Genomic DNA, 26,751 nt, shown 5'->3' on the forward strand with positions numbered 1-26,751 from the left:
CGATGCGGCCATTAAATCGAAGCCGTTTGGTTCGTCTCGTTTGTTTATGCCGCTTCGCCTAAGTTGTGGACGCTGCCTCCATGTCTGTTTCCCGAGTGAGATAGTGTGATGTCATCATTCTAGATACACCGCCGAGGAGAATCCGGATCGGCGTTGATGTAGACCAAATTTCATTGGCGCTTGTTCCTCCCATGCTGCAACCGTCTTGTTTCCGAGTGTACGGCGAGGCGTCACTTGGCGCGCGCCGGAAGAGCAATCCCTCAGCTTCATCAGCGCGTCGGTAACCGTCCGGCCCAATTGCTCAATCGCCTCGTCGGTCAGGATCGATCCTGCGCTTGCCAGCCGGTCGACGCTGATATTCAACACGGTCAGTGCCTCCTTCAGTTGCTCGATCTCCGATCGAAGGGCCGGGTGTTCTCCTGCCTTGATGTCCCGAAGGGAGTTGCCAAGCGTGCGGACTTCCGCCGTCAGGTTTTGGAGATTCGCCAGCACGTCTTTCGGCGGCAGATCGACTTTCGCCAGCACGGCCTCTGTCATCGTCGCCGCGACGTTCTTGGCAAAATGATTGATGCGCGCCATCGCGACGAGTGCAAGAATCGCAGCGACAATCACCAGGATCGCCGTGGCATTGATCAGCGCCAGCAGCAACTGCCCAGGGACCCTCCACAACCGCGCGGAAATCCCATTGCGATCGGGCTTGGCCATGGTTGCCTCCTGTCGTCTCCGGTGCAGGGCTCTTCCCTTCGCATCTGCTTTCAAAAGTGAAGGGGCTCTTTTCAGACTTCGCGCGATGTTCGACCAGATGGCGATGCGCTAGCCCGGGTCATGTGCGCGGGTTGATAGGAAATCGAGACGAATTGCCGTCGCGATTCATAAGCGTGACATATGTGGAAGATCGCAGTTCAACGTGTTCGACGGGCCGGGAGTGGCGATATTGAACGCCGCTCCCGGTCCAAGATCATCAGGTTCATTCGGCTGCAATTGGGTGCAGCGTTCCGCCCTGGTCTTCGCTCGTGAAGATGAAGCCCTCGTAGCCCTTCTCGGCGATCTCGGCGCACTTCCTGCGGTAGCCGGCGACACCTTCGGGGCCGAGATAGGGCAGGAAGCGGTGCGCCTTGCCGGCGATGTTGGCTCCCATGTACCACGAATTGGCGGTGGTCATCAGCGTTGAGTTGACCACCTCCGCGACATGCGTGCCCCACGCGTCTTGCGCCTGCGGGCTCGCTTCGATGGTCGCCAGCTTGCTTCGCCGCATGTGGGCGATGCATTCGGTGATCCACTCGACATGCTGCTCGATCGATACCGGCATGTTCGAAAGCACCGAGGGGCTCTGTGGGCCGGTGATCATGAACAGGTTCGGGTAGCCGGAGATCGCCAGACCGAGATAGGTCAGCGGACCGTCTTCCCACTCCTGCGCCAGCGTCCTGCCGCCACGCCCCTTGATACCGAGGCTCTTCAGGGGGCCGGTAAGGGCATCGAAGCCGGTGGCGACGACGATGATGTCGAGCGGGTATTCTTTGCCGCCGGCGCGAATGCCATTCGGCGTGATCTCCTCGATCGGCCCGTCCGTGCTCGCATCCACCAAAGTTACGTTCTTCTTGTTGAAAGTCTCGAAGTAGTTGGAGTCGAGTGGCTGGCGCTTGGTGCCGTAAGGATAGGTCTTGGGTATCAGCTTCTCGGCCGTGACCGGATCGTTGACGGTGGATCGAATCTTTCGCTTGAGGTAGTCGGCAATCATATCGTTCGCCTCCTTGGAGAAGAACATGTCCTGGTAGTTGGCCAGCCAGAAGCTAAAGCCTCCCACATCCCACATCCTGTCGAACTCTCGCTCGCGTTCCTCAGGCGTCGCTTCGAGCACCGACTTCGGAATGAAATCCAGCTCGAAGCCGAAGAACGAGTCCTTGATGCGCCGGCGGATCCCGTCGTAATCGGCCTTGCGTGCTCTGGCGACCTCGGGATCGACACTGCCGTTGCGTGCCGGCACGCAGAAGGCCGGTGTGCGCTGGAACACCGTCAGGTGCTTGGCCTGCTGCGCGATCTCCGGAACCGCCTGCACTGCGGTAGCGCCGGTGCCGATGACGCCAACGCGCTTTGCGGTAAAGTCGACGCCGTCGTGCGGCCACTGGCTGGTGTGGTAGCACTTGCCCTGGAAGGTGTTCAGCCCCTTGAACGGCGGCACGTTGGGGGCCGACAGCGCGCCGACCGCGGTGATGACGAAACGTGCTCTGGCGACGTCGCCTTTGTCGGTGCGCACCGTCCAGAGCCCGGCGTCGTCGTCGAGGACGACCTCGATGACGCGCTTGCCGAACTGGATGTCGGGCTTGAGGTCGAAACGCTCCGCGCAGTGCTCGAGGTAGCGCAGGATCTCGTCCTGCTCCGGATAGCGCTCGGACCAGTTCCATTCCTGCAACAGGTTCTTGTCGAACGTGTAGCAGTAAATGTAGCTGTCCGAGTCGCAGCGCGCGCCGGGATAGCGGTTCCAGTACCAGGTGCCGCCGACGCCGTCGCCGGCCTCAAACACGGTGACATTCATGTCGAGCTTGTCGCGCAACGAATGCAGCATATACATGCCGGAGAACCCGGCGCCGATGATGATCGCATCGTAGTCTGCTTTCGCACCTGCGCTGCGCGACTCACCTTGCACGTTCGTCATGACACTTCTCCTCTCCTGAGCAGTCTCCCTGAAGTCCGGCCAGTCTTCTTGCCGTGATCGCAATGCCCTCTCGACGCCGCGCGGCCGATGGATCGCTCGCACCATTCGAATTGAGGATGGCAGCGGCCAGCCTGCCGAACGACAGACTGGCCGACTGCATGTGGTTCCGGCCGGAAACGTCGCAAACCCACGCAGATTCAAGAGCCGGGAAGCGTGGCGGCGCGAGGAAGGCCGCTTCGCTTCATCGGCACTACGCTGCTGCGCGCACCTCGCCGGTTGCATAGGCGGCAGTCTCGAAATCCAGGTAGCCGCCGAACGATGTCGGATCTCCGAACGGCAGGATCTGCGTCGCCCAATATCCTCCGAACCCGTTCTTTCGATCGATCCAATAGAACAGGTTGGCGAGTCCGGCCCAGCCGATCGAACCGGCCGGTCGGCCGGTCGGCGCGTCCTCGTCGTTGACCATGAAGGTGTAGGACCAGGATTTCTTCAGTCCGGGGAAGAACTCCGCATCGTTCGACAGCGTCGGAATCACGCCGGGCAGCATCACCACGGTCTGGTGCGCCTCAAGGCCATTACGAACCGCGGCCTCCACCGTCTCCTGCTTCAGCACGCGGCCCTGCGGTCCCGCTCCGTCGTTCAGCCACATGCGGATGAATTTCATGTACTCGCCGATCGAGGCGTAAAGTCCGTGACCGCCCATGTCGACCTCGGGCTCGGGCGGCAATTGCAGATCGGGAAGCGGGGTCAGCGCGCCATCGGCTTCGCGCTGGTGGATGACGGCAAGGCGCTCGCGCATCGAGGGCGTCAGCGAGAAAGCGATGTCCTCCATGCCGAGCGGCGCAAAAATCCGCTCCGCCATCACCTCGCCGAGGCGCTTGCCGCGAATGCGCTCGACGACCTGGCCGCACCAGTCGAGGTTGCTGCCATACTCCCACTTGTCGCCGGGATCGAACAGGAGCGGCGTCATCAGTGATGCCCTTGAGCAGGTGATCACGCTTGGCTGGCCATGTTCTTGCGCCAGGCGAAAGTAATTGGCGTTGAAGAAGTCGTAGCCGAAGCCGGCTGTGTGCAGCATCAGCATGCGCGTGGTGATGTCGCGTTTCGGTGCCCGCAGCGTTGGCTTGCCTTGCGCGTCGAAGCCTTCGAGCACCTCAAGCTTGCCGATCTCGGGAACGTAGGTCTTGGCCGGGGCGTCCAGATCGAGCTTGCCTTCTTCGACACATTGCAGGATCGCCGTCCCCGTGATTGCCTTTGTGGTCGAAAAGATCGCAAAGACGGTGTCGGTCGTCATTGCCTGGCTGCCGCCAATGCTACGCTCGCCGGCGGCGCCTTCGTAGGTGTTGGCTGAGCGGTCGGTGACCATCGCCACCACGCCCGGAACGCGGCTCTTTCCGGTCACAACTTTCTGCAGGATACCGTCACACGCGGCTTTCAACTCGTTACCCATTGCCGTTCCTCCCGTTTTGGAATTGACCAAGCTCGATCCCGTCGCTTGTCGACAGGCCGCCGTCGGTCTCCGCGGAACGATATCAACCGTTGTAACGTATCAAGATCGGGCTGCAGTCCGATTGCCCCAGCGACGGTTGCGCGAACGAAGGCCGACCGTGGCCGTAGCAGCCATAGCGATTGGCGTCTTCACCATCCTTGCATTGAGGTTCTACTCACGCGTCGGGAAGACTAGACCGATTTCTTTTTGTCGGCCACGCATTTCACCCCTGGCATCTCAAGTGCCAGGAATTTTTCGCTGAGACATGTCAGCGAAGTTGACAGGTGCAACTTCCTTTGGGTCGCATCAGACGGCGCGACACAGGCTCACGCGGCGCGTACGCCGGCGAGGAAGGTCGAGACTTCGCCCGAGAGCTGTTCGGCCTGCTTGGACAAATTGCTGGCCGCGGCGAGAACGAGGCCTGCGGCGTTGCCGGTTTCGTTGGCTGCGGTGCTGACGCCACCGATATTGGTCGTGACCTCCTTGGTCGCTTCCGCCGTCTGCGACACGCTGCGCGCGATTTCGGCCGTCGCTGCGCCCTGTTGCTCGATCGCGGAGCCGATCGAGGTTGCGATCGTGCTGACCTCTTCGATGGTGGCGGTGATCCCGTCGATCGCCTCGACCGCTTCCTTGGTCGCGCCCTGGATCTGCGCGATGCGCGTGCCGATCTCCTTGGTGGCCTCGGCGGTCTGGCTTGCCAGGCTCTTGACCTCGGATGCGACCACGGCAAAGCCTCGGCCAGCTTCACCGGCGCGCGCGGCTTCGATGGTGGCATTGAGCGCCAGGAGGTTGGTCTGCTCCGCAATGCTGGAGATCAGCTCGGCGACATGCTCGATCTGTTGGGCGCCATCGGCGAGCGCTCGCACGATGGTATCGGTGCGGCGGGCGCTTTCGACGGCGCGGCCGGTGATATTGGCCGACTGCGTGACCTGACGGCTGATCTCGGAGATCGACGAGGACAATTCCTCCGCAGCCGAGGCCACGGTCTGAACGCGCGAGCTTGCCTCCGTTGCCGCCGAGCCGACCACGGACGCGCGATGATTGGTACCCTCGGCGGTCGCGGACATCGATTTTGCAGTGGCTTCCAGTTCGCTCGATCCCGACGCCATCAGTCCGACAAGCTGACCGACCGATGCATCAAAGCGATCGGCGAGCGCGATCAGGGCGTCGCGCTTCTCCTTCTCGCTCTGCTGCTTGGTCGCAACCTGTTCCGCTTCCAGCGCCCGCGCGGTGATCGCGGTCTGCCGCAGGACTTCCAGCGTTTCCGCCATGCGGCCGATCTCGTCACGGCGTCCGGTCTCCTCGACCGCTTCGTCGAGCGAGCCTTCGGCGATGCGCTGCATGCGGTTCTTCTGGCGCTCCAGTGCGCCCACGACGTCGCGGGCAATCAGCCACGACAACAGCCCCATCAGCAGCATAAGGCCGCCGCCGATCGCGCCGAGCTGCAGCAGCACGGCATTCATGTCGGCGTCGATGTCATCCACATAGAGGCCGTAGCTCATGACGATGTTCCACGGCTCGAAGGCGCGAACATAGGTCATCTTTCGCGCCGGCACGGTCTGCCCGGGGCGCGGATAGAGGTAGGATGTGGTGCCACCTTCCGGGCTCTGGCGACTGGCAGCGATCTGGGCATCGGCGATCAGGACGCCATTGGCGTCCTTGGTGCCGTTGATCTTGCCTTCGAGCTTGGGATTGGCGCTGTTCAATAGCAGCGATGTGTCGGCGACGTTGTAGGCGTTCGGATATCCCTGGCCATTGTTGAATGTCATTTTCCGGCCGCGCTGACGAAACTGCTCCTTCGCCTCGGCAACGGTCATCTTTCCGGCGGCGACATCCTCCTGCAGCGACTGTGCCACGCCGTAGAGCAGGTCAGCCGCCGTCCGCATCTGTGCGACGCGGTCGTCGAGCATGCGGTTTCGGTTGATCCAGGCTGCACCCGCGACGATCGCAAAGACGGTCATGGCCGCGAGAACCACCATGCTGGCGAGTTTGGTGCGGATCGTCAGTCGGCTGAGAAGGTTCATGGTGGCCTCTACGGGAATTGTTTCCCGAGGCGTAGCAGAAACTGTCTTACCAATCGTGAATACGGTATGCCATCAAGGAATACCTCTGAGACGCCCTTGATCAGCGACGCAGCGCCGGTACGACCAGGAACGGAATCATTCCCAGGATCACGCTGACCAGCGCGAATGCGATCACCGGATTGTAGCTGTGGCTGACGTCGTGGATCAGGCCGCCGGCCCAGGAGCCGAACGCGGAGCCGAGCCCGCTGCCGATCGAGATCGTGCCGTAGATCGTACCGACCCGCTTGCCGCGGAAGATCTTCATTGCGGTGGCCGTGATCAGCGGGCCGCGCGAGCCGATCATGCTGCCGAAGCAGACGACGAAGCCGGTGAGCAGCCAGAAGTTCGGGTACCACTGCAACAGCCAGAGCAGGATGATGCCGACGATCGAGATCGCATAGCTGAGCAGGACCGACGGCCGGCGGCCGATGATGCTGTCGAGTTCGGAAACGCCGAGCATGCCGAACAATAGCACGATGCCGCTGAAGCCCCAGGCGGTCGCGGCCTGCAGCGGCGGAAAGCCGGCGTCGATCAGATAGGCCACGATCTGCGCCGAGATCGCGTACATGCCGATCGCGGTGAAGAAGAAGGTCGCAAACAGCGCCCAGAAGGCGTGGTGACGCATCGCGCCGACGAGCGTCCAGCCTTCGTCGACAACGTCAGGATCGGCCTTCTTCACCACATGCGGCGAGCCGCGCGAGAACAGCCGCCAGGGTAACAGCAAGAGCGGCGCCAACAGGCACAGCGCCGTGATGCCGAATATCTGGTACGCGCCGCGCCAGCCGACGCCATCGATGAGAAGCTGCGAGGCCGGCAACAGCACCAGCACCCCGGCGCCGGTCGCTGAATAGACCACCGCCATCGCGGTCGGCAGGCGCGGGCCGAACCAGCGGCCGAGCAGGATCGAATTCGGCACGTTGCCGATGAAGGCGATCCCGATTCCGACGCACAGCCCAATGCTGAACTGCAATTGCCAGAGATATTGCGCATGCGCCGCCACCAGGAACGCGCCACCGAGCAGGAGCAGTCCCAACGAATAGACGGCTCGCGGCCCCGAATGATCGAACAGGCGGCCGATCAGCGGCGCTGTCAGGCCGCCCGCAAGCCAGGTCAGCGAATAGACCGAGACGATCTGCGCGCGATCCCAGCCGAAGCTTTCCGAGATCGGTTTGAGGAAGACGGTGAAACTCTCGCCGAGGCCGCGGCCGATCACCGAGAGCGCAAAGCACAACGCGAGCACGTTGAGCGCGATGCGCGTCGGCGGCTGCGCCGCGATTTGCTCCCCGGGCGTGTTCTTGTCCATGAGCAGAGGGAGCGCGTTTCCGCGCCTCCCCACAAGCCGCAAAAAGCGAATGCGCCTATGCAGCCTTCAGCAGGACGTGCCGCTTCTTGCCGAGCGACAGCTTGATCACGCCCTCAGTGGTGAGGTCGGACGGCGTCAGCACCATCTTCTCGTCGGTAACTGCTATGTCGTTAACGCGCAATCCGCCGCCCTTGATCTGGCGCCGCGCCTCGCCATTGGAGGCGACGAGGCCGGCCTTCACATAGGCAGCCAGCACGCCGATGCCTGCGTCCAGTTCGCCACGCGGAATTTCGATCGTCGGCAGCGTCTCCGCCAGCGCGCCTTCCTCGAAAGTGCGCCGCGCGGTCTCGGCGGCCTCAACGGCGGCGTCGCGGCCGTGGAGCATGGCGGTCGCCTCCGTCGCCAGCACCTTCTTGGCCTCGTTGATCTCCGAGCCCTGCAGCGCCTCCAGCTTCCCGATCTCGCTCATCGAAAGCGTCGTGAACAATTTCAGGAATCGTCCGACGTCGGCGTCTTCCGTGTTGCGCCAGTATTGCCAGTAATCATAGGGGCTGAACTGGTCGGCATTCAGCCAGACCGCGCCGGCCGCGGTCTTGCCCATCTTGGCGCCGGAAGCGGTGGTCAACAGCGGCGTCGTTAATGCGTAGAGCTGATGGGTGCCCATGCGGCGGCCGAGGTCAACACCGGTCACGATGTTCCCCCATTGATCGGAGCCGCCCATCTGCAGATTGCAACCGTACCGACGCGCCAGTTCGACGAAGTCGTAGGATTGCAGGATCATGTAGTTGAATTCGATGAAGCTCATCTCCTGATCGCGATCGAGGCGGAGCTTGACTGAGTCCATGGAAAGCATGCGGTTCACGGAGAAATGCCGGCCGATGTCCCGCAACATCTCGATGTAATTGAGCTTGGTCAGCCACTCCGCATTGTCGGCCATCACGGCATCGGTCTTGCCGTCGCCGAACTTCAGGAAGCGCTTGAAGACGTGCTTGATGGATTCCTTGTTCGCGTCGATTTGCTCGATGGAGAGAATTTGACGCGTTTCGTCCTTGCCCGAGGGGTCGCCGACGCGCGTGGTGCCGCCGCCCATCAGCGTGATCGGTTTGCCCGCACCGGTTTCCTGCAGCCAGTGCAGCATCATGGCCGACAACAAATGGCCGATGTGCAGGGACGGGGCCGTGCAATCGTAGCCCACATAAGCCACGATACCGCCCTTGGCGGCGAGTGCGTCGATGCCCGCGGCGTCCGACGCCTGATGAATGAAGCCACGCCACTGGAGCTCATTCATGAAATCTGATTTAAATGCAGTCATCTGTCGGCAGGCCCAATCATTCTTATTTTACGGTAATTGCAGCCGGTTGGGGAACCTTGACCGAACGGGCTGCCGCCGCGAGGCGCGCTGTGGCATTATAAGATGTGCTTGTTTGATACAAGCCGGGCGTCAGGGCAGGGCAAAAGGGGCGTCGAAGGCACACGGATGATATTGACCGCACTCGGTCTGATGAGCGGGACCTCGCTCGACGGGGTCGACGTCGCACTGATCGAAACCGATGGAAAGCTGGTCAAGTCGTTCGGGCCGTCCGGCTACCGGCCCTACAGCAATGCCGAGCGCAGCCTGCTGCGCCAGGCGCTGACCGAGGCCGTCCATCTGTCGCACCGCGACGCCCGGCCCGGAATCCTGGCCGAGGCCGAACGCGCCGTGACGCTGGCGCATGCCGAGGCGGTCGCCGCCTTCCTCGCGCAGAATCGAATCACGCCGGAGGAGATCGATATCGTCGGCTTCCACGGCCAGACCGTGCTGCACCGGCCGGAGCGCCGATTGACGGTGCAGATCGGCGACGCAGCGGCGCTGGCGAAGGCGATCCACATTCCCGTGATGCATGATTTCCGCGCCGCCGATGTCGCCTCCGGCGGTCAGGGTGCGCCGTTCGTGCCGGTCTATCACCGGGCGCTGGTGCAATCGGTGCAGCGCGAGGAGCCGACCGTCGTGGTCAATGTCGGCGGCGTCTCCAACATCACCTATATCGACGGCACCGACACGCTGATCGCCTGCGACACCGGTCCCGGCAACGCGCTGCTCGACGACTACATGTTCCGCGTCATGAACCAGCCGTTCGACTCCGACGGCCGCTTCGCCGCGCAGGGCAGGGTCGATGAGGCCTGGATTGCGCGCGCGTTGGAATTGCCGTTCTTCGCGCTGCCGCCGCCGAAATCGCTGGACCGCAATGATTTCACCGCATTGAAGTTCGGTGACGTCGCGCCCGCCGATGGCGCGGCGACGCTGACCGCCTTCACTGCGGCCGCGATCGCCCGCGTGGTGCCGCTACTGCCGAAGCTGCCGAAGAGCTGGATCGTCGCCGGCGGCGGCGCGCGCAACCTGACCATGCTGCGAATGCTGCGCGAACGGGTTGCGCCCGCGACTGTCGAACCGGCCGATGCGCTCGGCTGGTCGGCAGACGCGATCGAGGCGCAGGCTTTCGGCTTCCTCGCGGTGCGCGGCATGAAGGGGCTGCCGCTCAGTTATCCCGCCACCACGGGCGTACCGATCCCGATGACCGGGGGCGTCATCGCGCGGCCTTAAGGGTAGATGCAGTTGCATCTATCTTGATTGTTCATGCGGATGCATTTAAATATATGCATCTGCATGAAACCAAGGAGTGCGCCTATGGCCGCCGCGTTGAAACTGATCAGCCACAAGCTCTGTCCCTATGTGCAGCGCGCGGTGATCGCGCTCACGGAGAAGGGCGTCGCCTTCGAACGGATCGATATCGATCTCGGCAACAAGCCGGACTGGTTCCTGAAAATATCGCCGCTCGGCAAGGTGCCGGTGCTGACAGTGGCGACCGACAAGGGCGAGGTGGCGCTGTTCGAGAGCAACGTGATCTGCGAATATATCGAGGAGACGCAAACGGGCGCCAAGCTGCATCCGCAGGATCCGCTCGCGCGTGCCGAGCATCGCGCCTGGATGGAATTCGGCTCCGCGATCTTAAGCGATCTCTGGGGCCTCGAGACCGCCAAGGACGCCGCGACCTTCGAGGCCAAGCGCCGGGCAGTCGCCGCCAAATTTGCCCGCGTCGAGGCAGCGCTCGGCTCGGGTCCGTACTTTGCGGGCGAAAAGTTCAGCCTGGTGGATGCAGTGTTCGCGCCCATCTTCCGCTATTTCGACGTGTTCGATGAGTTCATCGACCTTGCGGTGTTCAAGGACTTGCCAAAGGTGCGGAAGTGGCGCGCGGAGCTGGCGAAGCGTCCGAGCGTGGAGGCAGCGGTCGGCGCCGACTATCCGCAATTGCTGCGCACCTTCCTCAAGCAGCATGATGCGCATTTGCTGAAGCTCGCGGCGTAGCATGTCGTAGATGGTGGGTTACGCTACGCTAACCCACCCCTACGCAGCGCGTGCTTAGCGCACGTTGGCGAGGCGCATGTCGAGATAGCCGGTGACCGTTTCCATCAACGGCTCGAGCTTGCCGTCGAAGAAATGGTTGGCGCCGGGGATGACCTGCTGATCGATCACGATGCCCTTCTGCGTCTTCAGTTTCTCGACCAGCGTGTTGACGTCCTTGGGCGGCACCACGGCATCCTTGTCGCCGTGCACGATCAGGCCCGAGGACGGGCAGGGCGCCAGGAACGAGAAGTCGTAGAGGTTGGCGGGCGGCGCGATCGAGATGAAGCCCTCGACCTCGGGCCGGCGCATCAGAAGCTGCATGCCGATCCAGGCGCCGAACGAGAAGCCCGCGACCCAGCAGGCGCGCGCCTCGGGATTGATGCTCTGCGCCCAGTCGAGCGCGGAGGCCGCGTCCGACAATTCGCCGGTGCCATGGTCGAACGACCCCTGGCTGCGGCCGACGCCGCGGAAGTTGAAACGCAGCACCGAAAAGCCGCGATGCGCGAAGGCATAGTAGCACTGGTAGACGATCTGATGATTCATCGTGCCGTGAAACTGCGGGTGTGGATGCAGGATCATGGCGATCGGCGCATTCTTTTGCTTGGCCGGGTGGTAACGGCCTTCGAGACGGCCCGCCGGGCCGTTGAAAATAACTTCAGGCATCCGTGATCCCTTGAGTGATCCTACGCTTGACCCTTGGTTGGCGCTGGGCAATCAACCGAGTTGTGCTGACTTCATCGGCCCCCGGCAGACAAAGTGGCTGGATTACCGTGATCGGCGTCGTCAGGCGGCTTCCCGCGAACGAACGGCGCCTCTCGGTTGGTTTTTGAGGCCCGCGTTCTAGCATGAGGCGAGGGGCAAAAAGCAAGCATCTTGAACATCGCCAAGCGTGTTCAATGCGTTAGCTGGTGATTGCGGGCGGCGTTACAATCACCAACTGGCATAACGCCGGCAAGACTCGAGCGAAGATTGCAGGCAAGAGCCCGGAAGAAGCGTTGAGGTATTATAATACTCCATGACGGACCGCGTCTATCTCGACTGGAATGCGACCACGCCGCTTCGCCCCGAGGCGAAGGCGGCGATGGCGGCGGCATGGGAGCTGTGCGGCAATCCGTCCTCGGTGCATGCCGAGGGACGGCAGGCGCGACGACTGGTCGAGGACGCCAGGGGCGCGATTGCCGCAGCGGTCGGCGGCAGGGCGCAGGATGTGGTGTTTACCTCATGCGGCACGGAGGCGAATGCGCTGGCGTTGACGCCGGGCGTGCGACGCGGCGGCGGTGCCCCTGTCCAGCGGCTCCTGGTGTCGGCAATCGAGCACGCCTCGGTGCTGTCAGGGGGGCGCTTTGCGGCTGAGGCGATCGAAACGATCGCGGTGACACCGTCAGGCGTGCTGGACCTTGATGATCTCCGCAGCAAGCTTGCTGACGGACCGCCTGCGCTGGTGTCGGTCATGCTGGCCAACAACGAGACCGGCGCACTGCAGCCGGTCTCGGAGGCGGCCGAGATCGTTCATGCCGCTGGCGGACTGCTCCACGTCGATGCGATCCAGGCCTTCGGCAAAATTGGCTTCGACCTCGAATCGTTGCAGGCGGATCTGGTGACGCTGTCCGCGCACAAGATCGGTGGCCCCAAGGGCGTCGGGGCCATGGTTCTGGTCGAAGGCGTGGAGAGGCTCGAACCCCTTCTGCATGGCGGTGGCCAGGAACTCGGGCGCCGTGCCGGCACGGAAAATGTTGCCGGCATTTCGGCTTTCGGCGCGGCCACCAGGGCCGCGATGGCGGCCCTCTCGAACGATACCGTCCGGGTGCGGTCACTGAGGGACCGTCTTGAGGCCGGCCTGAGGGAGGTTGACGGTATTATCGTATTCTCAGATAGCGTGCCGAGGCTGCCTAACACCACGCTCTTTACCGCACCCGGTCTGAAGGCCGAAACGGCTGTCATCGGCTTCGATCTCGCCGGTATCGCGGTATCCTCGGGTTCCGCGTGTTCCTCGGGAAAAGTCCAGCCGTCGCATGTGCTGGCCGCGATGGGGTTCCGGCCGGACCTCGCCCAGGGAGCAGTGCGGCTTAGTCTTGGCTGGTCTACATCCGGAACAGATGTAGATTTGGCCGTTAAGGCTTGGCGAAAGCTCGCCAATACCTTACTTAGAGGGGGACGAAACACAGCTTGAACGGTTCTAAGCGGGTGTTTCGTCCACTAAACAACCGTACCACTCTTAGAACTGATCCACCGCGGTCCTTGAAACCGCGAGCGGAGGATTGAATGCCTGCTGTACAGGAGACGGTCGACCGTGTCCGACGGATCGACGTCGATCAGTATCGATATGGGTTCGAGACGCTTATCGAGTCCGAAAAGGCCCCCAAGGGGCTCTCGGAAGATATCGTCCGCTTCATCTCAGAGAAAAAGAACGAACCGGCCTGGATGCTGGAATGGCGCCTGGAGGCGTATCGCCGCTGGCTGACCATGACCGAGCCGACCTGGGCGCGCGTCAACTATCCGAAGATCGACTACCAGGACATCTATTATTACGCGGCGCCAAAGCCGAAGAAGACGCTGTCGTCGATCGACGAGATCGATCCGGAGATTCTGAAGACCTACGAGAAGCTCGGCATTCCCTTGAGGGAAGTCGCGATTCTCGAGGGCGTCGAGCCGCCGCCGGGCGCGGAGCCGACGGAGCAGCGCAAGATCGCGGTCGACGCCGTCTTCGATTCGGTGTCGGTTGCGACCACCTTCCAGAAGGAATTGAAGAAGGCCGGCGTGATCTTCATGCCGATCTCGGAAGCGATCCGCGAGCATCCTGAACTCGTGCGGAAGTATCTCGGCAGCGTGGTGCCGACGTCGGACAACTTCTTCGCCACCTTGAATTCGGCGGTGTTCTCCGACGGTTCGTTCGTCTACGTGCCGCCGGGCGTGCGCTGCCCGATGGAATTGTCGACCTATTTCCGCATCAACGAGCGCAACACCGGCCAGTTCGAGCGCACGCTGATCATCGCCGACAAGGGCTCGTATGTCTCCTACCTCGAGGGCTGCACCGCGCCGCAGCGCGACGAGAACCAGTTGCACGCCGCCGTAGTCGAGCTCGTCGCACTCGATGACGCCGAGATCAAATATTCGACGGTGCAGAACTGGTATCCGGGCAACTCGGAAGGCAAGGGCGGCATCTACAACTTCGTCACCAAGCGTGGCGATTGCCGTGGCGACCACTCGAAGATCTCCTGGACCCAGGTCGAGACCGGATCTGCGATCACCTGGAAATATCCGAGCTGCATCCTGCGCGGCGACAATTCGCGCGGCGAGTTCTACTCGATCGCGATCTCGAACGGTTACCAGCAGGTCGATAGCGGCACCAAGATGCTCCATCTCGGCAAGAACACGTCGAGCCGGATCATCTCCAAGGGCATCGCCGCCGGCAAGTCGCAGAATACCTATCGCGGCCTCGTCACCGCGCACCGCAAAGCCATCGGCGCGCGCAACTACACCGCCTGCGACTCGCTCCTGATCGGCGACAAATGCGGTGCGCACACCGTGCCCTACGTCGAGGCGAAGAACTCGTCGGCGACGTTCGAGCACGAGGCGACGACCTCGAAGATCTCCGAGGACGTGCTGTTCTACTGTACTCAGCGCGGGCTGTCGCAGGAGGAGGCGGTCGGCCTCGTCGTCAACGGCTTCGTCAAGGACGTGCTGCAACAGCTCCCGATGGAGTTCGCGGTCGAGGCGCAGAAGCTGATCTCGATCTCGCTGGAAGGTTCGGTTGGATAATCCTCATCCTTCGCGGGCCTGCCGCAGCGGCGCCTTAAGGATGCTACCCTGGGAAAAACTGTAATGGCATTGCTTGAAGTGAAAGATCTCCAGGTTCGTGTCGAGGATCGCGAAATCCTCCACGGCCTGTCGCTGACCGTAAACGAAGGCGAGGTGCACGCGATCATGGGGCCGAACGGCTCCGGCAAATCGACGCTGTCGCACGTGATCGCCGGCAAGCCGGGCTATGAGGTCACCGGCGGGCAGATCCTGTTCCGTGGCGAGGACCTCTTGGAGATGGAGCCGGACGAGCGCGCCGCCAAGGGCGTGTTCCTGGCGTTCCAGTATCCGGTGGAAATCCCCGGCGTCGCCACCATGAACTTCCTGCGCACCGCGTTGAATGCGCAGCGCAAGGCGCGCGACGAAAGCGAATATTCGACGCCGGACTTCCTGAAGAAAGTCCGCGAGGTCGCGAAGACCCTCAACATCCCGCAGGACATGCTCAAGCGCGGCGTCAATGTCGGCTTCTCCGGCGGCGAGAAGAAGCGCAACGAGATCCTGCAGATGGCGTTGTTCGAGCCGAGCCTCTGCATCCTGGACGAGATGGACTCCGGCCTCGACATCGACGCGCTCCGGATCGCGGCCGACGGCGTCAACGCGCTGCGTTCGCCCGAGCGCGCCATGGTCGTGATCACTCACTACCAGCGGCTACTCAACTACATCGTGCCGGATTTCGTGCATGTGATGGCCAAGGGCTCGGTGGTGAAGACTGGCGGCAAGGAGCTGGCGCTGCAGTTGGAAGAATCCGGCTATGCGCAGTTCGAAGACGCCTAAGCCTGAACGGAATTCGTGATGAACGTCGTGTTGGCAAAAACCGATACCGGGCGCGCGGTGAGCACCAGCTTTGCGCTCGCGCGCGAACGGTTGCCCGGCTCGGGCAAGGTCGCCGAGCAGAGGCGGCAGGCCTTTGAGGCCTTTGAGCGCGCAGGCCTCCCGCACCGCCGGATCGAGGACTGGAAATATACCGACCTGCGGGTCTTGATGCGCGAGGTGTTGCCGCTGGCGGCAGCGCCCGATACGGCGGCGCTGTCGCGCGCGGAAGCCACGCTCAAGCTGCACACTATTGAGGGTACACGCCGGCTGGTGCTGGTCGACGGCGTATTCGCGCCAAAGCTTTCCGATCTCGGCAAGGCCGAGAAGGGCCTTTCCGTCCGCACGCTGCGCGAGGTGCTGGAGGCAGGCGACGGCGCGCTGCAGGAGCAGTTGCTGGCGTCGGATAACTCCAATCCCATGATAGCGCTGAACACGGCAATGGCGACCGACGGCGTCGTGATCGAAATTGCGAGCGGCACCGTGCTGGAGCAGCCGCTGCATGTGATCCATGTCGCGAGCGCGAGCACACCGGCTGCGATGTACACGCGTTCGCTATTCCGGCTGGGCCGCGATGTGAGCGCGACGCTGGTCGAAAGCTTTGTCGCCAGCGAAGGTGCAAAGGCGTACCAGACCTACGACTCCCTGATCGTTGCACTCGGCGACAACGCGCGGCTCGATCATCTCCGCCTGGTCGAGGACGGGCTGGAAGCCTTCAACATTTCTTCCGCAGTGGTGACGCTCGGCGCGCATGCGCAGCTCAACACCTTCGGCATGGTGTCGGGTGCGGGCGTCAGTCGTTACCAGCCGACCATCCTGTTCGCGGGAGAGGGCGCCCGGGTCGACACCAACGGCGTCAACCTGATCAAGGGCCGGCAGCATGCCGACACCACGCTGTTCATGGATCACGCGGTGCCGCACTGCGCCAGCCGCGAGGTGTTCCGCGCCGTGATCGACGACCGCGCCCATTCGGTGTTCCAGGGCCGCATCGTGGTCCGTCCCGACGCGCAGAAGACCGACGCCAAGATGATGACGCGGGCGCTGCTGCTCTCCGATGAGGCCGAGGCCGACAACAAGCCGGAGCTCGAGATTTTTGCCGACGACGTGACCTGCGGCCATGGCGCGACCACCGGTGCGCTCGACGAGAGCCTCCTGTTCTATCTGCGTGCGCGCGGACTCCCGGAGAAGGAAGCGCAGGCGCTCCTGATCCAGGCCTTTGTCGGCGAGGCCATCGAATCCATCACGAGCGACTCGCTGCGCGAGCATGTGATCGCGGCGGCACGGCGCTGGCTGGAGGCACGGGGATGAGCACGCATCCGGCGGTTGCCAACGGCGCCTACGATATCGCGCGGGTGCGCGAGGACTTTCCGGCACTGGCGCTCAAGGTCTACGGCAGGCCGTTGGTCTATCTCGACAACGCGGCCTCCGCGCAGAAACCGAATGCGGTGCTCGACCGTATGGCCGAGGCCTACAGGACCGAATACGCCAATGTGCATCGCGGCCTGCATTACCTCGCCAATGCCGCGACGGAGGCTTACGAAGGCGCCCGCACCAAGGTTGCGCAGTTCGTCAATGCCCGGCGCAGCGAAGAGATCATCTTCACCCGGAACGTCACCGAGGCGATCAACCTCGTCGCCTCGTCATGGGGCGAGCCCAATATCGGGCAGGGCGACGAGATCGTGCTCTCGATCATGGAGCACCATTCCAACATCGTGCCCTGGCATTTCCTGCGGGAGCGGCATGGCGCCGTCATCAAATGGGCGCCGGTCGATGACGACGGCAATTTCCTGATCGACGAATTCGAGAAGTTGCTCTCACCGCGCACCAAGCTGGTCGCGATCACGCAGATGTCGAACGCGCTCGGAACGCTGGTTCCGGTCAAGGAGGTCGTCAGGATCGCGCATGACCGCGGCATTCCCGTGCTGGTCGATGGCGCCCAGGGTGCGGTGCACCTGCCGGTCGACGTCCAGGACCTCGACTGCGATTTCTACGCCTTCACCGGACACAAGGTTTACGGCCCGACCGGCATCGGCGCACTCTATGCCAAGCATGAGCTTCTGGTCGCTATGCGGCCGTATAACGGCGGCGGCGAGATGATCCGCGAGGTCGCAAAGGACTGGATCACCTATGGCGACCCGCCGCACAAGTTCGAGGCTGGAACCCCGCCGATCGTCCAGGCGATCGGGCTCGGCGCTGCTATCGACTACGTCAATTCGATCGGCAAGGAGCGCATCGCCGCTCACGAGCACAGCCTGCTCACCTATGCCCAGGAGCGTCTGCGCGAGATCAATTCGCTGCGGCTGATCGGCACCGCCCGGCAGAAAGGGCCAATTATTTCCTTCGAGATGAAGGGCGCCCATCCCCATGACGTCGCGACCGTGATCGACCGCCAGGGCATTGCGGTGCGCGCCGGCACCCATTGCGTGATGCCGCTCTTAGAGCGGTTCAATGTCACAGCCACCTGCCGGGCCTCGTTCGGCATGTATAATACGAGGGAAGAGGTCGACCATCTGGCGCAAGCCTTGATCAAGGCCGGGGAATTGTTTGCATGACCGAGACAGCCGACGACGTCAAAACCGCCCATGTGGAGACGAACTCCGCCTTGCCGCCGGAGGAGACCGAGCGTCTCAGCCAGGAGATCGTGGCTGCGCTGAAGACGGTATTCGACCCGGAAATCCCCGCCGACATCTACGAGCTCGGATTGATCTACAAGGTCGACCTCAAGGACGACCGCGGCGTCGACGTGGTGATGACGCTGACCACGCCGAACTGCCCGGCGGCCGGCGAATTGCCGACCATGGTGGAGAATGCGCTGGCCAGTGTTCCCGGCGTCGGCGTCGTCAATGTCAACCTGGTCTGGGAGCCGGCCTGGACGCCGGATCGGATGAGCGACGAGGCCCGCCTCGTGCTCAACATGTGGTGAGGTTCGTTGCCAAAGCTATCCGGTGTCATCGAGACCGCGCTCTATGTCGATGATCTCGACCGCGCCCGCGCGTTCTACACCGATGTGCTTGGTCTTGAGCCACTGACGAGCGATTCGCGGTTTCTGGCCTTCGACGTGGGAGGCCGCAACGTGCTGCTGCTGTTTCGTCGCGGCGCCACGCTCGATACGGTCCATCTGCCCGGCGGCACCATTCCGCCGCACGACGGCAACGGTCCGACCCATGCGGCCTTTGCCATTGCCGCCGATGAACTGCCGGCCTGGGAAAAGCGGCTGGGCGAGCGTGATGTCGCGATCGAGGGCAGGACCGATTGGCCGCGCGGCGGCAAGAGCATCTACTTCCGCGATCCGGACAATCACCTCCTGGAATTGGTCACGCCGGGAGTATGGGCGATCTACTAGCAATGACCGGGAAAGATGAAACGAGTTTTCCGGACAGGTTCTAGGACGAGTTGGAACATGAGACCTTCACAGCCGGAATTTCGTTGCTATTTTTAGAGGTAACAGACTTCGCCGCCGTGCGGCGGCAAGGAGATCCACTGCAATGGACACCATCGCACCAGTTGCCAAGCCGAAGCCCCGGCCGCGCCCGCAGGTGATGAAGCTGACGGACGCCGCGGCCGCGCGGATCACGGAACTGACCAGGCGCGCCGATTCCGAGATCGTCGGCCTTCGCGTCGGCATCAAGAATGGCGGCTGCGCCGGACAGTCCTATACCGTCGAATACGCCCACGAGATCCGGCCCACCGACGAGGTGGTCGAGGACAAGGGCGTGAAGATCCTGGTCGATCCCAAGGCGGTCCTGTTCCTGCTCGGCACCGAGATGGACTACAAGGCCGACAAGATGCAGGCGCAGTTCATCTTCAACAACCCGAACCAGGTTTCCGCCTGCGGCTGCGGCGAGTCGGTGCAGCTCACGCCGGCGAAAGTGTAAGCCGCTCGCCAAGTATACGGGACCTCATCCCGAGGAGGCCGCGTAGCGGCCGTCTCGAAGGATGGCCACGGGCGAGAGCGGGGGCCTCATGGTTCGAGACGCGCTGGCGCGCTCCTCACCATGAGGGGTCGCAGTGGGGGGCTGTCGTGGACCGCGAATTCCTGATCGATCTGTTTGCCGATTTCGGGCCGGTCACCATCCGCCGGATGTTCTCCGGCTACGGCATCTCCGCCGACGGCACCAACTTCGCGCTATCGCTGCGCGCCGGGCTCTATTTCCGCGCCGATGACGAGACCATTCCGCGGTTCGAAGCGGAGGGCTCGAAGCCATTCCAATATCAGACCAGCACCAGGACCGTCACCGTGAACTCCTACTGGCAGTTGCCGGCGCGGCTGTTCGACGATTCGGAAGAGCTGGCGCAATGGGCGAGGGCGGCACTTGCAGCCGCGCAGCGCGCCGCATTGCGCAAGCGGCCGAAGGGAAGGAAGGCGGCGAAGGCTACGGCTGGTAAGGCAAAGGCGAAAAAGCCAGTCGAGAAAAAGAAAGTAGCGAAGAAAATCAGACAGAGCCGGCCGCGCAAAAGGTCCTCGTCCTGAGGAGGCCGCGCAGCGGCCGTCTCGAAGGATGGGCCACGGGTGAGATCGGGGCCTCATGGTTCGAGACGCGCTGACGCGCTCCTCACCATGAGGGGCTGATATCACGCCACGCGGCTGCGGATTTCGGCGGTGTATTCGGGGTCGACTTCGCAGACCACGCGGTTGCGGCCGGCGCGTTTGGCGGCGTAGAGGCAGGCATCGGCGCGCTCAATCAGCGAATCCGTGTCGTCGCCCGGCTTCAGCATGGAGACGCCGACCGAGATGGTGACGCGGCCGAGGATCTCGCCGGTGGACTTCTTCTTCAATTCCTTCGCCATCACGGCGCGGCGGATGTGGTCGGCCACCGTCAGCGCCTGGCGCAGCCCGGTGTTGGGCAGCACGACCGCGAATTCCTCGCCGCCGTAGCGCGCGGTGATGTCCTGGCCCTTGATGGTCTGCTTCAAGGACATGCCGACCAGCCGCAGCACCTGGTCGCCGGTGAGATGGCCGTAGGAATCGTTGAACGATTTGAAATGGTCGATGTCGAACATCAGCAGCGACAGCGGCTCATCATTGGCGATCGCGGTCTGCACTGCCATCTCGATCGAGCGGTCGAAATATTTGCGGTTGCCAAGCCCGGTCAGCGGATCGGTCAGGCTTTCGGCGCGGATCGCCTCCAGGCTGTGCTGGAGATTGCTGATCTCGGTCTTTGATAGCGCGAGGCGATTCTCCAGCGCCTTGTTGATTTCGCGCATCTCGTGCGTGGACTTCACGAGCTGCTCGATGATCGGCTTGAGCTGGTCGCGGTTCTTCGCGCTAGCGAGCTTTTCGCTGGCGCCGCTCAGGCTTGCGTCATAGCTCGCGGACATGCCGAGCGCGTCCGAGATCAGCGTCACGACATCGTCGATCTCGCCGATCACGCGCGCGCCGACCTTGTCGATGCGATCGGAGGTCTTGATGTGGGAGAGATAGGTTTCGTAGATCTGCTCGAGATCGGCTTCGCTCAGCTTGCCGTTGCGCGCGAGAGTCTCGTTGATGATCTTGTTGAGCGGAGCGTTATATCCGGTCGCGTAGACGTACCAGATTTCGTAATTGCGGGGGACGGCGGTCTGACGAAGCGACCTGATCTGGCCAAGCGCAACCTCGGCAAAAGCCATCGTGCGTTCGTGTTCGTCCAGCAGCTTGACCACTGATCAAGTCCCCAATGCCGAGCCGCGCCGCTCAGCCGCAATGACTAAAAGTATCGTTGTTACGCTAATGGAGGATAATGAACGCCGCGTAAACAGGGGAATCGCACGCTACGCGCTGACGGAAGAATCGGCGGCACGAAAAAACGAACCGCAGCAAAAGATTACAGCGTCGGCTCGATTCGAGCCAACGCTGTGCAAAGCGTTAGACGCGGGCCCGCACGGGGCGCAGCAGAAACGCGGGGAGATGCGAGTGATCGGCTGGCTCTGAGTCGATGTCGCGCGGTGCGCGTCGCGGCTCTGCGCGTCCGATCGAAGGTACACGCGGGCTAGCTGCCTGCGGCTGTGAATTGCCGTTGAGTCCTTCGCGGCCATGGCCATGACGCGGCTCGCGTTCGCGCCGCGAGTTGCGGCCGCTGCGCTCGCGCGAACCGTCGCGCCGGCGCGACTCACGCGGCCGCTCGTCACTCTCGTTCGCATCCGATTGAACCGCGAAGTCGCCTTCGGCGCGCGGGATCGGCTGGCCGATCAGCTTCTCGATCGCGGCAACCGACTTGGCGTCGAGCGGCGTGACAATCGAGATTGCGGTACCGGTGCGGCCCGCGCGGCCGGTGCGGCCGATGCGGTGAACATAGTCGTCGGGATGATGCGGGACGTCGAAATTGAACACGTGGCTGACGGCGGGGATGTCGAGGCCGCGGGCGGCGACGTCGGAGGCGACCAGGAGCGGGAGTTCGCCCTTGCGGAATTGATCGAGCGCCGCCATGCGCGCGCTCTGATCCATATCGCCGTGCAGCGCACCGACACTGAAGCCGTGCTTCTGCAGCGACTTGTGAAGAATGGCGACTTCGCGCTTGCGATTGCAGAAGATAATCGCGTTGTTGAGGTCTTTGGCCTCACGCAGCAGACGGCGGAGGATTTCGCGCTTCTGGTGCGGCTCGCGCCCGGCGGGCACCTGCGATTGGGTGACGGTGACGGCGGTGGTGGCGGGCTTGGAGACCTCGACCCGGACGGGGTTGTGGAGGAAGGCTTCGGTGACGCGCCGGATTTCCGGAGGCATGGTGGCGGTGAAGAACAGCGTCTGCCGGGTGAAGGGCACCAGTTTGCAGATGCGCTCGATATCGGGGATGAAGCCCATGTCCAGCATGCGGTCCGCTTCATCGATCACGAGCAATTCGACGCCGGTGAGCAATAGTCCGCCGCGCTCGGTATGGTCGAGCAGCCGGCCGGGGGTTGCGATCAGGACGTCGACGCCGCGGGTCAGCTTGGAGTCCTGGTCGCCGAACGAGACGCCCCCGATCAGGAGCGCGACGTTGAGCTTCTGGCCGGCGCCATAGCGGTCGAAGCTTTCCTTCACTTGGGCGGCGAGCTCGCGCGTCGGCTCGAGGATCAGGGTCCGAGGCATCCGCGCCCTGGCCCTTCCTTTCTCAAGGATGGTGAGCATCGGAAGCACGAAGGCGGCGGTCTTGCCGGTACCGGTCTGGGCGATGCCGAGGACATCGCGGCGGGCGAGGACGTGGGGGATCGCCTGTTCCTGGATGGGGGTCGGATTGGTGTATCCGGAGGCCGCTACGGCGGCCAAGACCTTGTCAGAAAGGCCAAGATTGGAAAAAGACATTGAGCCTCTTGTCGACACCGCCGTTCGGAATCGAGGGTAAAAAGGCTGGTCGCGTTTCGCCCCGAAACGGCGCGCTTCTCAAAAAAGCTCGGGGGCTCTGACTGACGCTGACGGGCGGCAAACTCGGGGAATCGCGCTTCGATCCAAGGCCGCGTTGCCCGGAACATAGGTTCGAAATCGCCAAAGTCAATCTGGGAACCGCCCAAATGGCCGAAAAAGCTTAATGTTTTCGCACAAATAACGGGCGAGCTGTCATTTGGCCGTCAAACGGCGGGTCGGTATTGGCGGAGCGCGAAAGGTCATACACTGAACCGGTTGGGGCGGTTTGCCGACTACGCCATCGGCGGTCGCGCGGCCTTACGGCGCTTGGTGAGACGGGGCAGAGAATGGCTGGCTTTATTTCGCGGGTTCTGACGATGGCGGGTATTGCCCTGGCATCGGCCACTCTCATCGCGCCCGCGCAGGCCGAAAAGCGGGTTGCGCTGGTCGTCGGCAATAATGACTACAAATACGTCCCTAAGCTGCAGAAGGCCGTCAACGACGCCCGCACCATGGGGGACACGCTGAAGCAGCTTGGCTTCTCCGTGATGATTGCCGAGAACCAGAACCGGCAGCAATTCTCCGAGACGCTGCTCGCCTTCGACAAGGCGATCGAACCCGGCGACACCGCGTTCTTCTTCTATGCCGGCCATGGCTTCGAGATCGCCGGCCAGAATTTCCTGCTGCCGACCGACGTACCGGCGGCGACCGAGGGCCAGGAAGAATTGGTGCGCGACGCATCGATCCTTGCCGACCGCATCGTCGAGCGCCTGCAGAACAAGAAGGCGCGCAGCTCGATCCTGGTGTTCGACGCCTGCCGCAACAATCCGTTCGAGCGGCCGGGAACGCGCGCGGTCGCGGGCGGCGGCGGGCTTGCGCCGATGACGCAACTGCCGGAGGGCGTGTTCTCGGTGTTCTCGGCCGGCCCGCGCCAGACCGCCCTCGATCGGCTGTCGAACGACGATACCAATCCCAATTCGGTATTCACGCGTACCTTTGCGAAGGAGTTGCTGCAGCCCGGCAAGAATCTCGTCCAGGTCGCCCAGCACACACGGCGCCTGGTCAGCGAGGCGGCTGAGACCATCAGGCACAAGCAGATCCCGGTCTATTTCGACCAGATGGTGGACGACGTGTTCCTGAACGGCATGGCGAAAGGGCCGGATATGGCGGGAGCTGCCGAGGCACCGCAGAAGCTTGCAGCATTGCCGCCGGTCTCGGTGCCGCGTATCCCGAAGGACGATTCAATCAACGCGCCGATCGCGAGTTTCTCCCGCCATAATGGCGGCTGGACGGTGGTCTTCTCGATCGCCGACCCCGCGCTCGGGATCTCCTGGCGGATGGGCGACAGCGGCGATTTCCGCGAGACCGGGTTCATTGACACACTTGATCCGCGCACCCGCAAGCGCATGCCCAATCCCTCGATCGAATTGGCGGGCGATGCGCCGGCCGGCACTATCCAGGTCCGCTATGTCGATGCGAGCGGCGAGATGCAGGGGCCGTTTCCGATCCGGTTCGACCCTGAAGCGGCCTTGATCCGCGACCAGCGCAAGATCCTCGACATGACCGCGACGAGCTGGCTGTCGTTCCGCGAGTTCAATGGGCTCCTGGTTTATTACACCCATCTGATGTCCTATCGCTGCGCGATCCGCGAGGTGCGCGTCGGCATCGACAGCGCGGTGCCGGACAAGGTGCTGAAGATGCCACCCTGCGATCCCCGCGACCCCAGCGTGATCCCGCACGAGGCGCAGCCCTATCTGAAGCTCGCACCGCAGACCAGGTCGGTCTCGGTGGAGCTGACCTATCGCGACGGCAGCGTGTCCGAGATCAAGACGTTCCGGCGCTAGCCGTTCGCGTTATAATTCAGGTCGAGTCTCGACGAGGGCATCATGAGCGGCAATGTGTTGCAGCATCCGTCAGCGCGCAGGATGAAGGTACGCTGCTGCATCGTCGGCGGTGGGCCGGCGGGTATGATGCTCGGCTATCTGCTGGGCCGTGCCGGAATCGATGTGGTGGTGCTGGAGAAGCACGCCGACTTCTTTCGCGATTTTCGCGGCGACACCGTGCATCCCTCGACCTTGCAGGTGATGGATGAACTCGGGCTGATCGACGGTTTTCTGAAGCTGCCGCACCAGCAATTGCAGAAGCTCGACGGCATGTTTGGCGGCAGCAAGGTGCGGATCGCCGATCTCTCCCGCCTCGATGCAAGGTACCCGTTCATCGCCCTGATGCCGCAATGGGATTTTCTCAATTTCCTGCGCGAGAGCGGCAAGCGCTTGGCCTCGCTGCAGGTACTGATGAGCACGGAGGCGACCGACCTGATCCGCAATGGCGAAGCGGTCGCCGGCGTGAGGGCGAAGACGCCGGAGGGTACGCTCGACATCGAGGCCGATCTGACGATTGCCTGCGACGGCCGTCATTCGACCGTGCGCGAGCGCGCCGGACTTGCAGTCGAGGAGATCGGCGCGCCCATGGACGTGTTGTGGTTTCGGGTCGGGCGGCAGCCGGACGAGCGCGAGAACCTGTTCGCGCGCGTCGAGCCCGGCAAGATGATGGTTACCTTCGATCGCGGCGACTACTGGCAATGCGCCTATGTCATCGCCAAGGGACAATACGATGCGGTGAAGGCGAGGGGGCTCGCGGCGCTGCTGGATGAGGTGGTGCGGCTCGCGCCGATCCTGAAATCAGGCATATCCGACGTCAGAAGCTGGGATGACGTGAAGCTCCTGACGGTTGCGATCAATCGCCTGAAACGCTGGACGCTGCCGGGACTGCTCTGCATCGGCGACGCCGCGCATGCGATGTCGCCGGTCGGCGGCGTCGGCGTCAACCTGGCGGTGCAGGACGCGGTCGCGACCGCCAATCTGCTCGCCGCAAAGCTTGCGGGCGGCTGTCCGACCGAGGATGAACTCGACGCGGTGCGCAAGCGGCGCGAATTTCCGATGAAGATGACGCAGACGATGCAGGTGATCGTGCAGAACAATATCATCAGCGGCGCGCTGAGGCCGGGCAACCAGCCGCTCAAGATTCCGCTCGTGGTCCGGCTGATCACGGCCGTGCCATGGCTGCAGGGCATCACCGCTCGCTTCGTTGGGATTGGCGTGCGACCCGAACATGTGCAGTCGCCGGCCCTTTCCTGACGCGGCGTCTAGCCCATGATCGAATAGCCGCCGTCGACGGGAATGGCGGTGCCGGTGACGAAGTCGGAAGCCTGTGAGGCGAGGAATACGGCGATCCCCGAGAAATCGCCGATATCGCCCCAGCGCGCCGCTGGCGTTCGCGCCAGCACCCTCTCATGCAGCCCGGCGATCTCGCTGCGGCCGCGCCGGGTCAGGTCGGTGTCGATCCAGCCGGGCAGGATCGCGTTGACCTGGACGTTGTCGGCAGCCCAAGCGCAGGCACATGAGCGCGTGAACTGCACGATGCCGCCTTTGCTCGCCGCGTAGGCCGGCGCGAAGCTGGCGCCGAAGATCGACATCATCGAACCGATATTGATGATCTTGCCGCCGCCGGCCTCTTTCATCGCCGGATGCACCGCCTGCGAGCACAGGAAGGCGCTGGTGAGGTTGGTCGCGATCACGCTGTCCCATTCGCCGATATCGAGCGCATGCGGCGGCTTGCGGATGTTGATGCCGGCATTGTTGACGAGGATGTCGATCGGCCCGAGCTCGCCTTTGACGCGCGCCACCATGTCGGCGACGGCCTTGCCATCGGCGACATCGGCGGCCACGGCAATGGCCTTGCCGCCGCGCTGCTTAAGCTCAGCGACCGCGGCCGCCGATTTTGCCTCGTTGCGGCCGACGACGGCAATCGCAGCACCGGAATCCGCCAGCCCGCGCGCCATCCCAAGCCCGATTCCACCATTACCGCCAGTGACGATCGCAACCTTGCCCGTGATGTCGAAGGGGGACGTTCCCATTGTTGCTTTCCGTTTCTGTTGAGATTGGGGGAGGATGCCGACT

23 protein-coding genes are annotated in these 26,751 nt (G+C 63.1%); 13 read left to right on the forward strand and 10 right to left on the reverse strand.

The window, feature by feature from the left end; translation table 11 throughout:
• Nucleotides 1-114: 114 nt before the first annotated feature.
• The 6 genes from ACVJGD_RS05770 to tyrS form a co-directional block, all read right to left on the reverse strand.
• A complete protein-coding gene (locus tag ACVJGD_RS05770; protein ID WP_456633447.1) occupies nt 115-705 on the reverse strand; it encodes a hypothetical protein in 591 nt (196 codons plus the stop codon).
• A gap of 262 nt (nt 706-967) precedes the next feature.
• Nucleotides 968-2,653, reverse strand: a complete 1,686-nt coding sequence (locus ACVJGD_RS05775) for a flavin-containing monooxygenase (RefSeq protein ID WP_456633448.1) — start codon at nt 2,651-2,653, stop codon at nt 968-970.
• A 250-nt stretch (nt 2,654-2,903) separates the two neighbouring features.
• A complete protein-coding gene (locus ACVJGD_RS05780) occupies nt 2,904-4,103 on the reverse strand; it encodes a serine hydrolase domain-containing protein (RefSeq protein WP_456633449.1) in 1,200 nt (399 codons plus the stop codon).
• 365 nt (nt 4,104-4,468) lie between these two features.
• The gene (locus ACVJGD_RS05785) at nt 4,469-6,166 is read right to left on the reverse strand and encodes a methyl-accepting chemotaxis protein (protein WP_456633450.1); all 1,698 of its coding nucleotides are present in this window, start codon (nt 6,164-6,166) and stop codon (nt 4,469-4,471) included.
• 100 nt (nt 6,167-6,266) lie between these two features.
• Nucleotides 6,267-7,508 carry an MFS transporter gene (locus ACVJGD_RS05790; RefSeq protein ID WP_456633451.1) on the reverse strand — a complete coding sequence of 414 codons (1,242 nt, stop codon included), beginning with the start codon at nt 7,506-7,508 and terminating at the stop codon, nt 6,267-6,269.
• Nucleotides 7,509-7,563: 55 nt separating this feature from the next.
• Entirely contained in the window at nt 7,564-8,820 is a 1,257-nt protein-coding gene (gene tyrS / locus ACVJGD_RS05795) for a tyrosine--tRNA ligase (protein WP_456633452.1), read from the reverse strand.
• Nucleotides 8,821-8,985: 165 nt separating this feature from the next.
• Between tyrS and ACVJGD_RS05800 the strand changes: the two genes are divergently transcribed.
• Together ACVJGD_RS05800 and ACVJGD_RS05805 are read left to right on the forward strand one after the other, a co-directional pair.
• Nucleotides 8,986-10,089, forward strand: a complete 1,104-nt coding sequence (locus ACVJGD_RS05800) for an anhydro-N-acetylmuramic acid kinase (protein WP_456633453.1) — start codon at nt 8,986-8,988, stop codon at nt 10,087-10,089.
• 84 nt (nt 10,090-10,173) lie between these two features.
• The gene (locus tag ACVJGD_RS05805) at nt 10,174-10,851 is read left to right on the forward strand and encodes a glutathione S-transferase family protein (protein WP_456633454.1); all 678 of its coding nucleotides are present in this window, start codon (nt 10,174-10,176) and stop codon (nt 10,849-10,851) included.
• Between the two features lie 54 nt (nt 10,852-10,905).
• Here ACVJGD_RS05805 and ACVJGD_RS05810 read toward each other — a convergent pair whose 3' ends face one another.
• A complete protein-coding gene (locus tag ACVJGD_RS05810; RefSeq protein WP_456633455.1) occupies nt 10,906-11,553 on the reverse strand; it encodes an alpha/beta hydrolase in 648 nt (215 codons plus the stop codon).
• A gap of 352 nt (nt 11,554-11,905) precedes the next feature.
• On the opposite strand from ACVJGD_RS05810, the gene ACVJGD_RS05815 reads away from it, so the two are divergent.
• The 9 genes from ACVJGD_RS05815 (at nt 11,906) to ACVJGD_RS05855 (ending at nt 19,969) form a co-directional block, all read left to right on the forward strand.
• On the forward strand, nt 11,906-13,060 hold the full coding sequence (locus tag ACVJGD_RS05815) for a cysteine desulfurase family protein (protein ID WP_456633456.1): 1,155 nt from the start codon (nt 11,906-11,908) through the stop codon (nt 13,058-13,060).
• A 92-nt stretch (nt 13,061-13,152) separates the two neighbouring features.
• Nucleotides 13,153-14,649, forward strand: a complete 1,497-nt coding sequence (sufB, locus tag ACVJGD_RS05820) for a Fe-S cluster assembly protein SufB (protein WP_456633457.1) — start codon at nt 13,153-13,155, stop codon at nt 14,647-14,649.
• A 63-nt stretch (nt 14,650-14,712) separates the two neighbouring features.
• Nucleotides 14,713-15,462: a Fe-S cluster assembly ATPase SufC gene (sufC, locus tag ACVJGD_RS05825; RefSeq protein WP_456633458.1), complete on the forward strand. Its 750-nt coding sequence runs from the start codon at nt 14,713-14,715 to the stop codon at nt 15,460-15,462.
• A gap of 18 nt (nt 15,463-15,480) precedes the next feature.
• Entirely contained in the window at nt 15,481-16,806 is a 1,326-nt protein-coding gene (gene sufD / locus ACVJGD_RS05830; protein ID WP_456633459.1) for a Fe-S cluster assembly protein SufD, read from the forward strand.
• A complete protein-coding gene (locus ACVJGD_RS05835; protein ID WP_456633460.1) occupies nt 16,803-18,050 on the forward strand; it encodes a cysteine desulfurase in 1,248 nt (415 codons plus the stop codon). Before sufD ends, ACVJGD_RS05835 begins: the two co-directional genes overlap by 4 nt.
• A complete protein-coding gene (locus tag ACVJGD_RS05840) occupies nt 18,047-18,421 on the forward strand; it encodes an SUF system Fe-S cluster assembly protein (protein WP_456633461.1) in 375 nt (124 codons plus the stop codon). Before ACVJGD_RS05835 ends, ACVJGD_RS05840 begins: the two co-directional genes overlap by 4 nt.
• Nucleotides 18,422-18,427: 6 nt before the next feature.
• Nucleotides 18,428-18,841 (forward strand): VOC family protein, encoded by a 414-nt coding sequence (locus tag ACVJGD_RS05845; protein WP_456633462.1) that lies wholly within the window; start codon nt 18,428-18,430, stop codon nt 18,839-18,841.
• A gap of 142 nt (nt 18,842-18,983) precedes the next feature.
• Nucleotides 18,984-19,373, forward strand: coding sequence for a HesB/IscA family protein (locus tag ACVJGD_RS05850; protein ID WP_225117795.1), 390 nt, complete (start codon nt 18,984-18,986; stop codon nt 19,371-19,373).
• Between the two features lie 146 nt (nt 19,374-19,519).
• On the forward strand, nt 19,520-19,969 hold the full coding sequence (locus tag ACVJGD_RS05855) for a TfoX/Sxy family protein (protein WP_456633463.1): 450 nt from the start codon (nt 19,520-19,522) through the stop codon (nt 19,967-19,969).
• 101 nt (nt 19,970-20,070) lie between these two features.
• Here the strand turns inward: ACVJGD_RS05855 and ACVJGD_RS05860 are convergent, their stop codons facing one another.
• Nucleotides 20,071-21,138 carry a GGDEF domain-containing protein gene (locus ACVJGD_RS05860; protein WP_456633464.1) on the reverse strand — a complete coding sequence of 356 codons (1,068 nt, stop codon included), beginning with the start codon at nt 21,136-21,138 and terminating at the stop codon, nt 20,071-20,073.
• Between the two features lie 202 nt (nt 21,139-21,340).
• Entirely contained in the window at nt 21,341-22,753 is a 1,413-nt protein-coding gene (locus ACVJGD_RS05865) for a DEAD/DEAH box helicase (protein WP_456633465.1), read from the reverse strand.
• Between the two features lie 416 nt (nt 22,754-23,169).
• Here ACVJGD_RS05865 and ACVJGD_RS05870 point away from each other — a divergent pair, with 416 nt between their 5' ends.
• Both ACVJGD_RS05870 and ACVJGD_RS05875 read left to right on the forward strand, forming a co-directional pair.
• Nucleotides 23,170-24,636: a caspase family protein gene (locus tag ACVJGD_RS05870; RefSeq protein WP_456640188.1), complete on the forward strand. Its 1,467-nt coding sequence runs from the start codon at nt 23,170-23,172 to the stop codon at nt 24,634-24,636.
• Between the two features lie 42 nt (nt 24,637-24,678).
• Entirely contained in the window at nt 24,679-25,929 is a 1,251-nt protein-coding gene (locus tag ACVJGD_RS05875) for an FAD-dependent oxidoreductase (protein ID WP_456633466.1), read from the forward strand.
• Between the two features lie 8 nt (nt 25,930-25,937).
• On the opposite strand, the gene ACVJGD_RS05880 is transcribed toward ACVJGD_RS05875, so the two are convergent.
• Complete coding sequence (locus ACVJGD_RS05880) at nt 25,938-26,708, reverse strand: SDR family NAD(P)-dependent oxidoreductase (protein ID WP_456633467.1); 771 nt, start codon at nt 26,706-26,708, stop codon at nt 25,938-25,940.
• Between the last annotated feature and the right edge of the window lie 43 nt (nt 26,709-26,751).

Source organism: Bradyrhizobium sp. USDA 10063 (genome assembly GCF_054063735.1).

Bases quoted from the DNA above. Each gene is read 5' to 3' on its own strand.
- ACVJGD_RS05835 (WP_456633460.1), top strand. From the start codon at position 16,803: ATGAGCACGCATCCGGCGGTTGCCAACGGCGCCTACGATATCGCGCGG.
- ACVJGD_RS05780 (WP_456633449.1), bottom strand. From the start codon at position 4,103: ATGGGTAACGAGTTGAAAGCCGCGTGTGACGGTATCCTGCAGAAAGTT.
- ACVJGD_RS05790 (WP_456633451.1), bottom strand. From the start codon at position 7,508: ATGGACAAGAACACGCCCGGGGAGCAAATCGCGGCGCAGCCGCCGACG.
- tyrS (WP_456633452.1), bottom strand. From the start codon at position 8,820: ATGACTGCATTTAAATCAGATTTCATGAATGAGCTCCAGTGGCGTGGC.
- ACVJGD_RS05770 (WP_456633447.1), bottom strand. From the start codon at position 705: ATGGCCAAGCCCGATCGCAATGGGATTTCCGCGCGGTTGTGGAGGGTC.
- ACVJGD_RS05785 (WP_456633450.1), bottom strand. From the start codon at position 6,166: ATGAACCTTCTCAGCCGACTGACGATCCGCACCAAACTCGCCAGCATG.
- ACVJGD_RS05880 (WP_456633467.1), bottom strand. From the start codon at position 26,708: ATGGGAACGTCCCCCTTCGACATCACGGGCAAGGTTGCGATCGTCACT.
- ACVJGD_RS05840 (WP_456633461.1), top strand. From the start codon at position 18,047: ATGACCGAGACAGCCGACGACGTCAAAACCGCCCATGTGGAGACGAAC.
- ACVJGD_RS05800 (WP_456633453.1), top strand. From the start codon at position 8,986: ATGATATTGACCGCACTCGGTCTGATGAGCGGGACCTCGCTCGACGGG.
- sufC (WP_456633458.1), top strand. From the start codon at position 14,713: ATGGCATTGCTTGAAGTGAAAGATCTCCAGGTTCGTGTCGAGGATCGC.
- sufD (WP_456633459.1), top strand. From the start codon at position 15,481: ATGAACGTCGTGTTGGCAAAAACCGATACCGGGCGCGCGGTGAGCACC.
- ACVJGD_RS05870 (WP_456640188.1), top strand. From the start codon at position 23,170: ATGGCGGGTATTGCCCTGGCATCGGCCACTCTCATCGCGCCCGCGCAG.
- ACVJGD_RS05875 (WP_456633466.1), top strand. From the start codon at position 24,679: ATGAGCGGCAATGTGTTGCAGCATCCGTCAGCGCGCAGGATGAAGGTA.
- ACVJGD_RS05810 (WP_456633455.1), bottom strand. From the start codon at position 11,553: ATGCCTGAAGTTATTTTCAACGGCCCGGCGGGCCGTCTCGAAGGCCGT.
- ACVJGD_RS05850 (WP_225117795.1), top strand. From the start codon at position 18,984: ATGGACACCATCGCACCAGTTGCCAAGCCGAAGCCCCGGCCGCGCCCG.
- sufB (WP_456633457.1), top strand. From the start codon at position 13,153: ATGCCTGCTGTACAGGAGACGGTCGACCGTGTCCGACGGATCGACGTC.
- ACVJGD_RS05775 (WP_456633448.1), bottom strand. From the start codon at position 2,653: ATGACGAACGTGCAAGGTGAGTCGCGCAGCGCAGGTGCGAAAGCAGAC.
- ACVJGD_RS05815 (WP_456633456.1), top strand. From the start codon at position 11,906: ATGACGGACCGCGTCTATCTCGACTGGAATGCGACCACGCCGCTTCGC.
- ACVJGD_RS05805 (WP_456633454.1), top strand. From the start codon at position 10,174: ATGGCCGCCGCGTTGAAACTGATCAGCCACAAGCTCTGTCCCTATGTG.
- ACVJGD_RS05865 (WP_456633465.1), bottom strand. From the start codon at position 22,753: ATGTCTTTTTCCAATCTTGGCCTTTCTGACAAGGTCTTGGCCGCCGTA.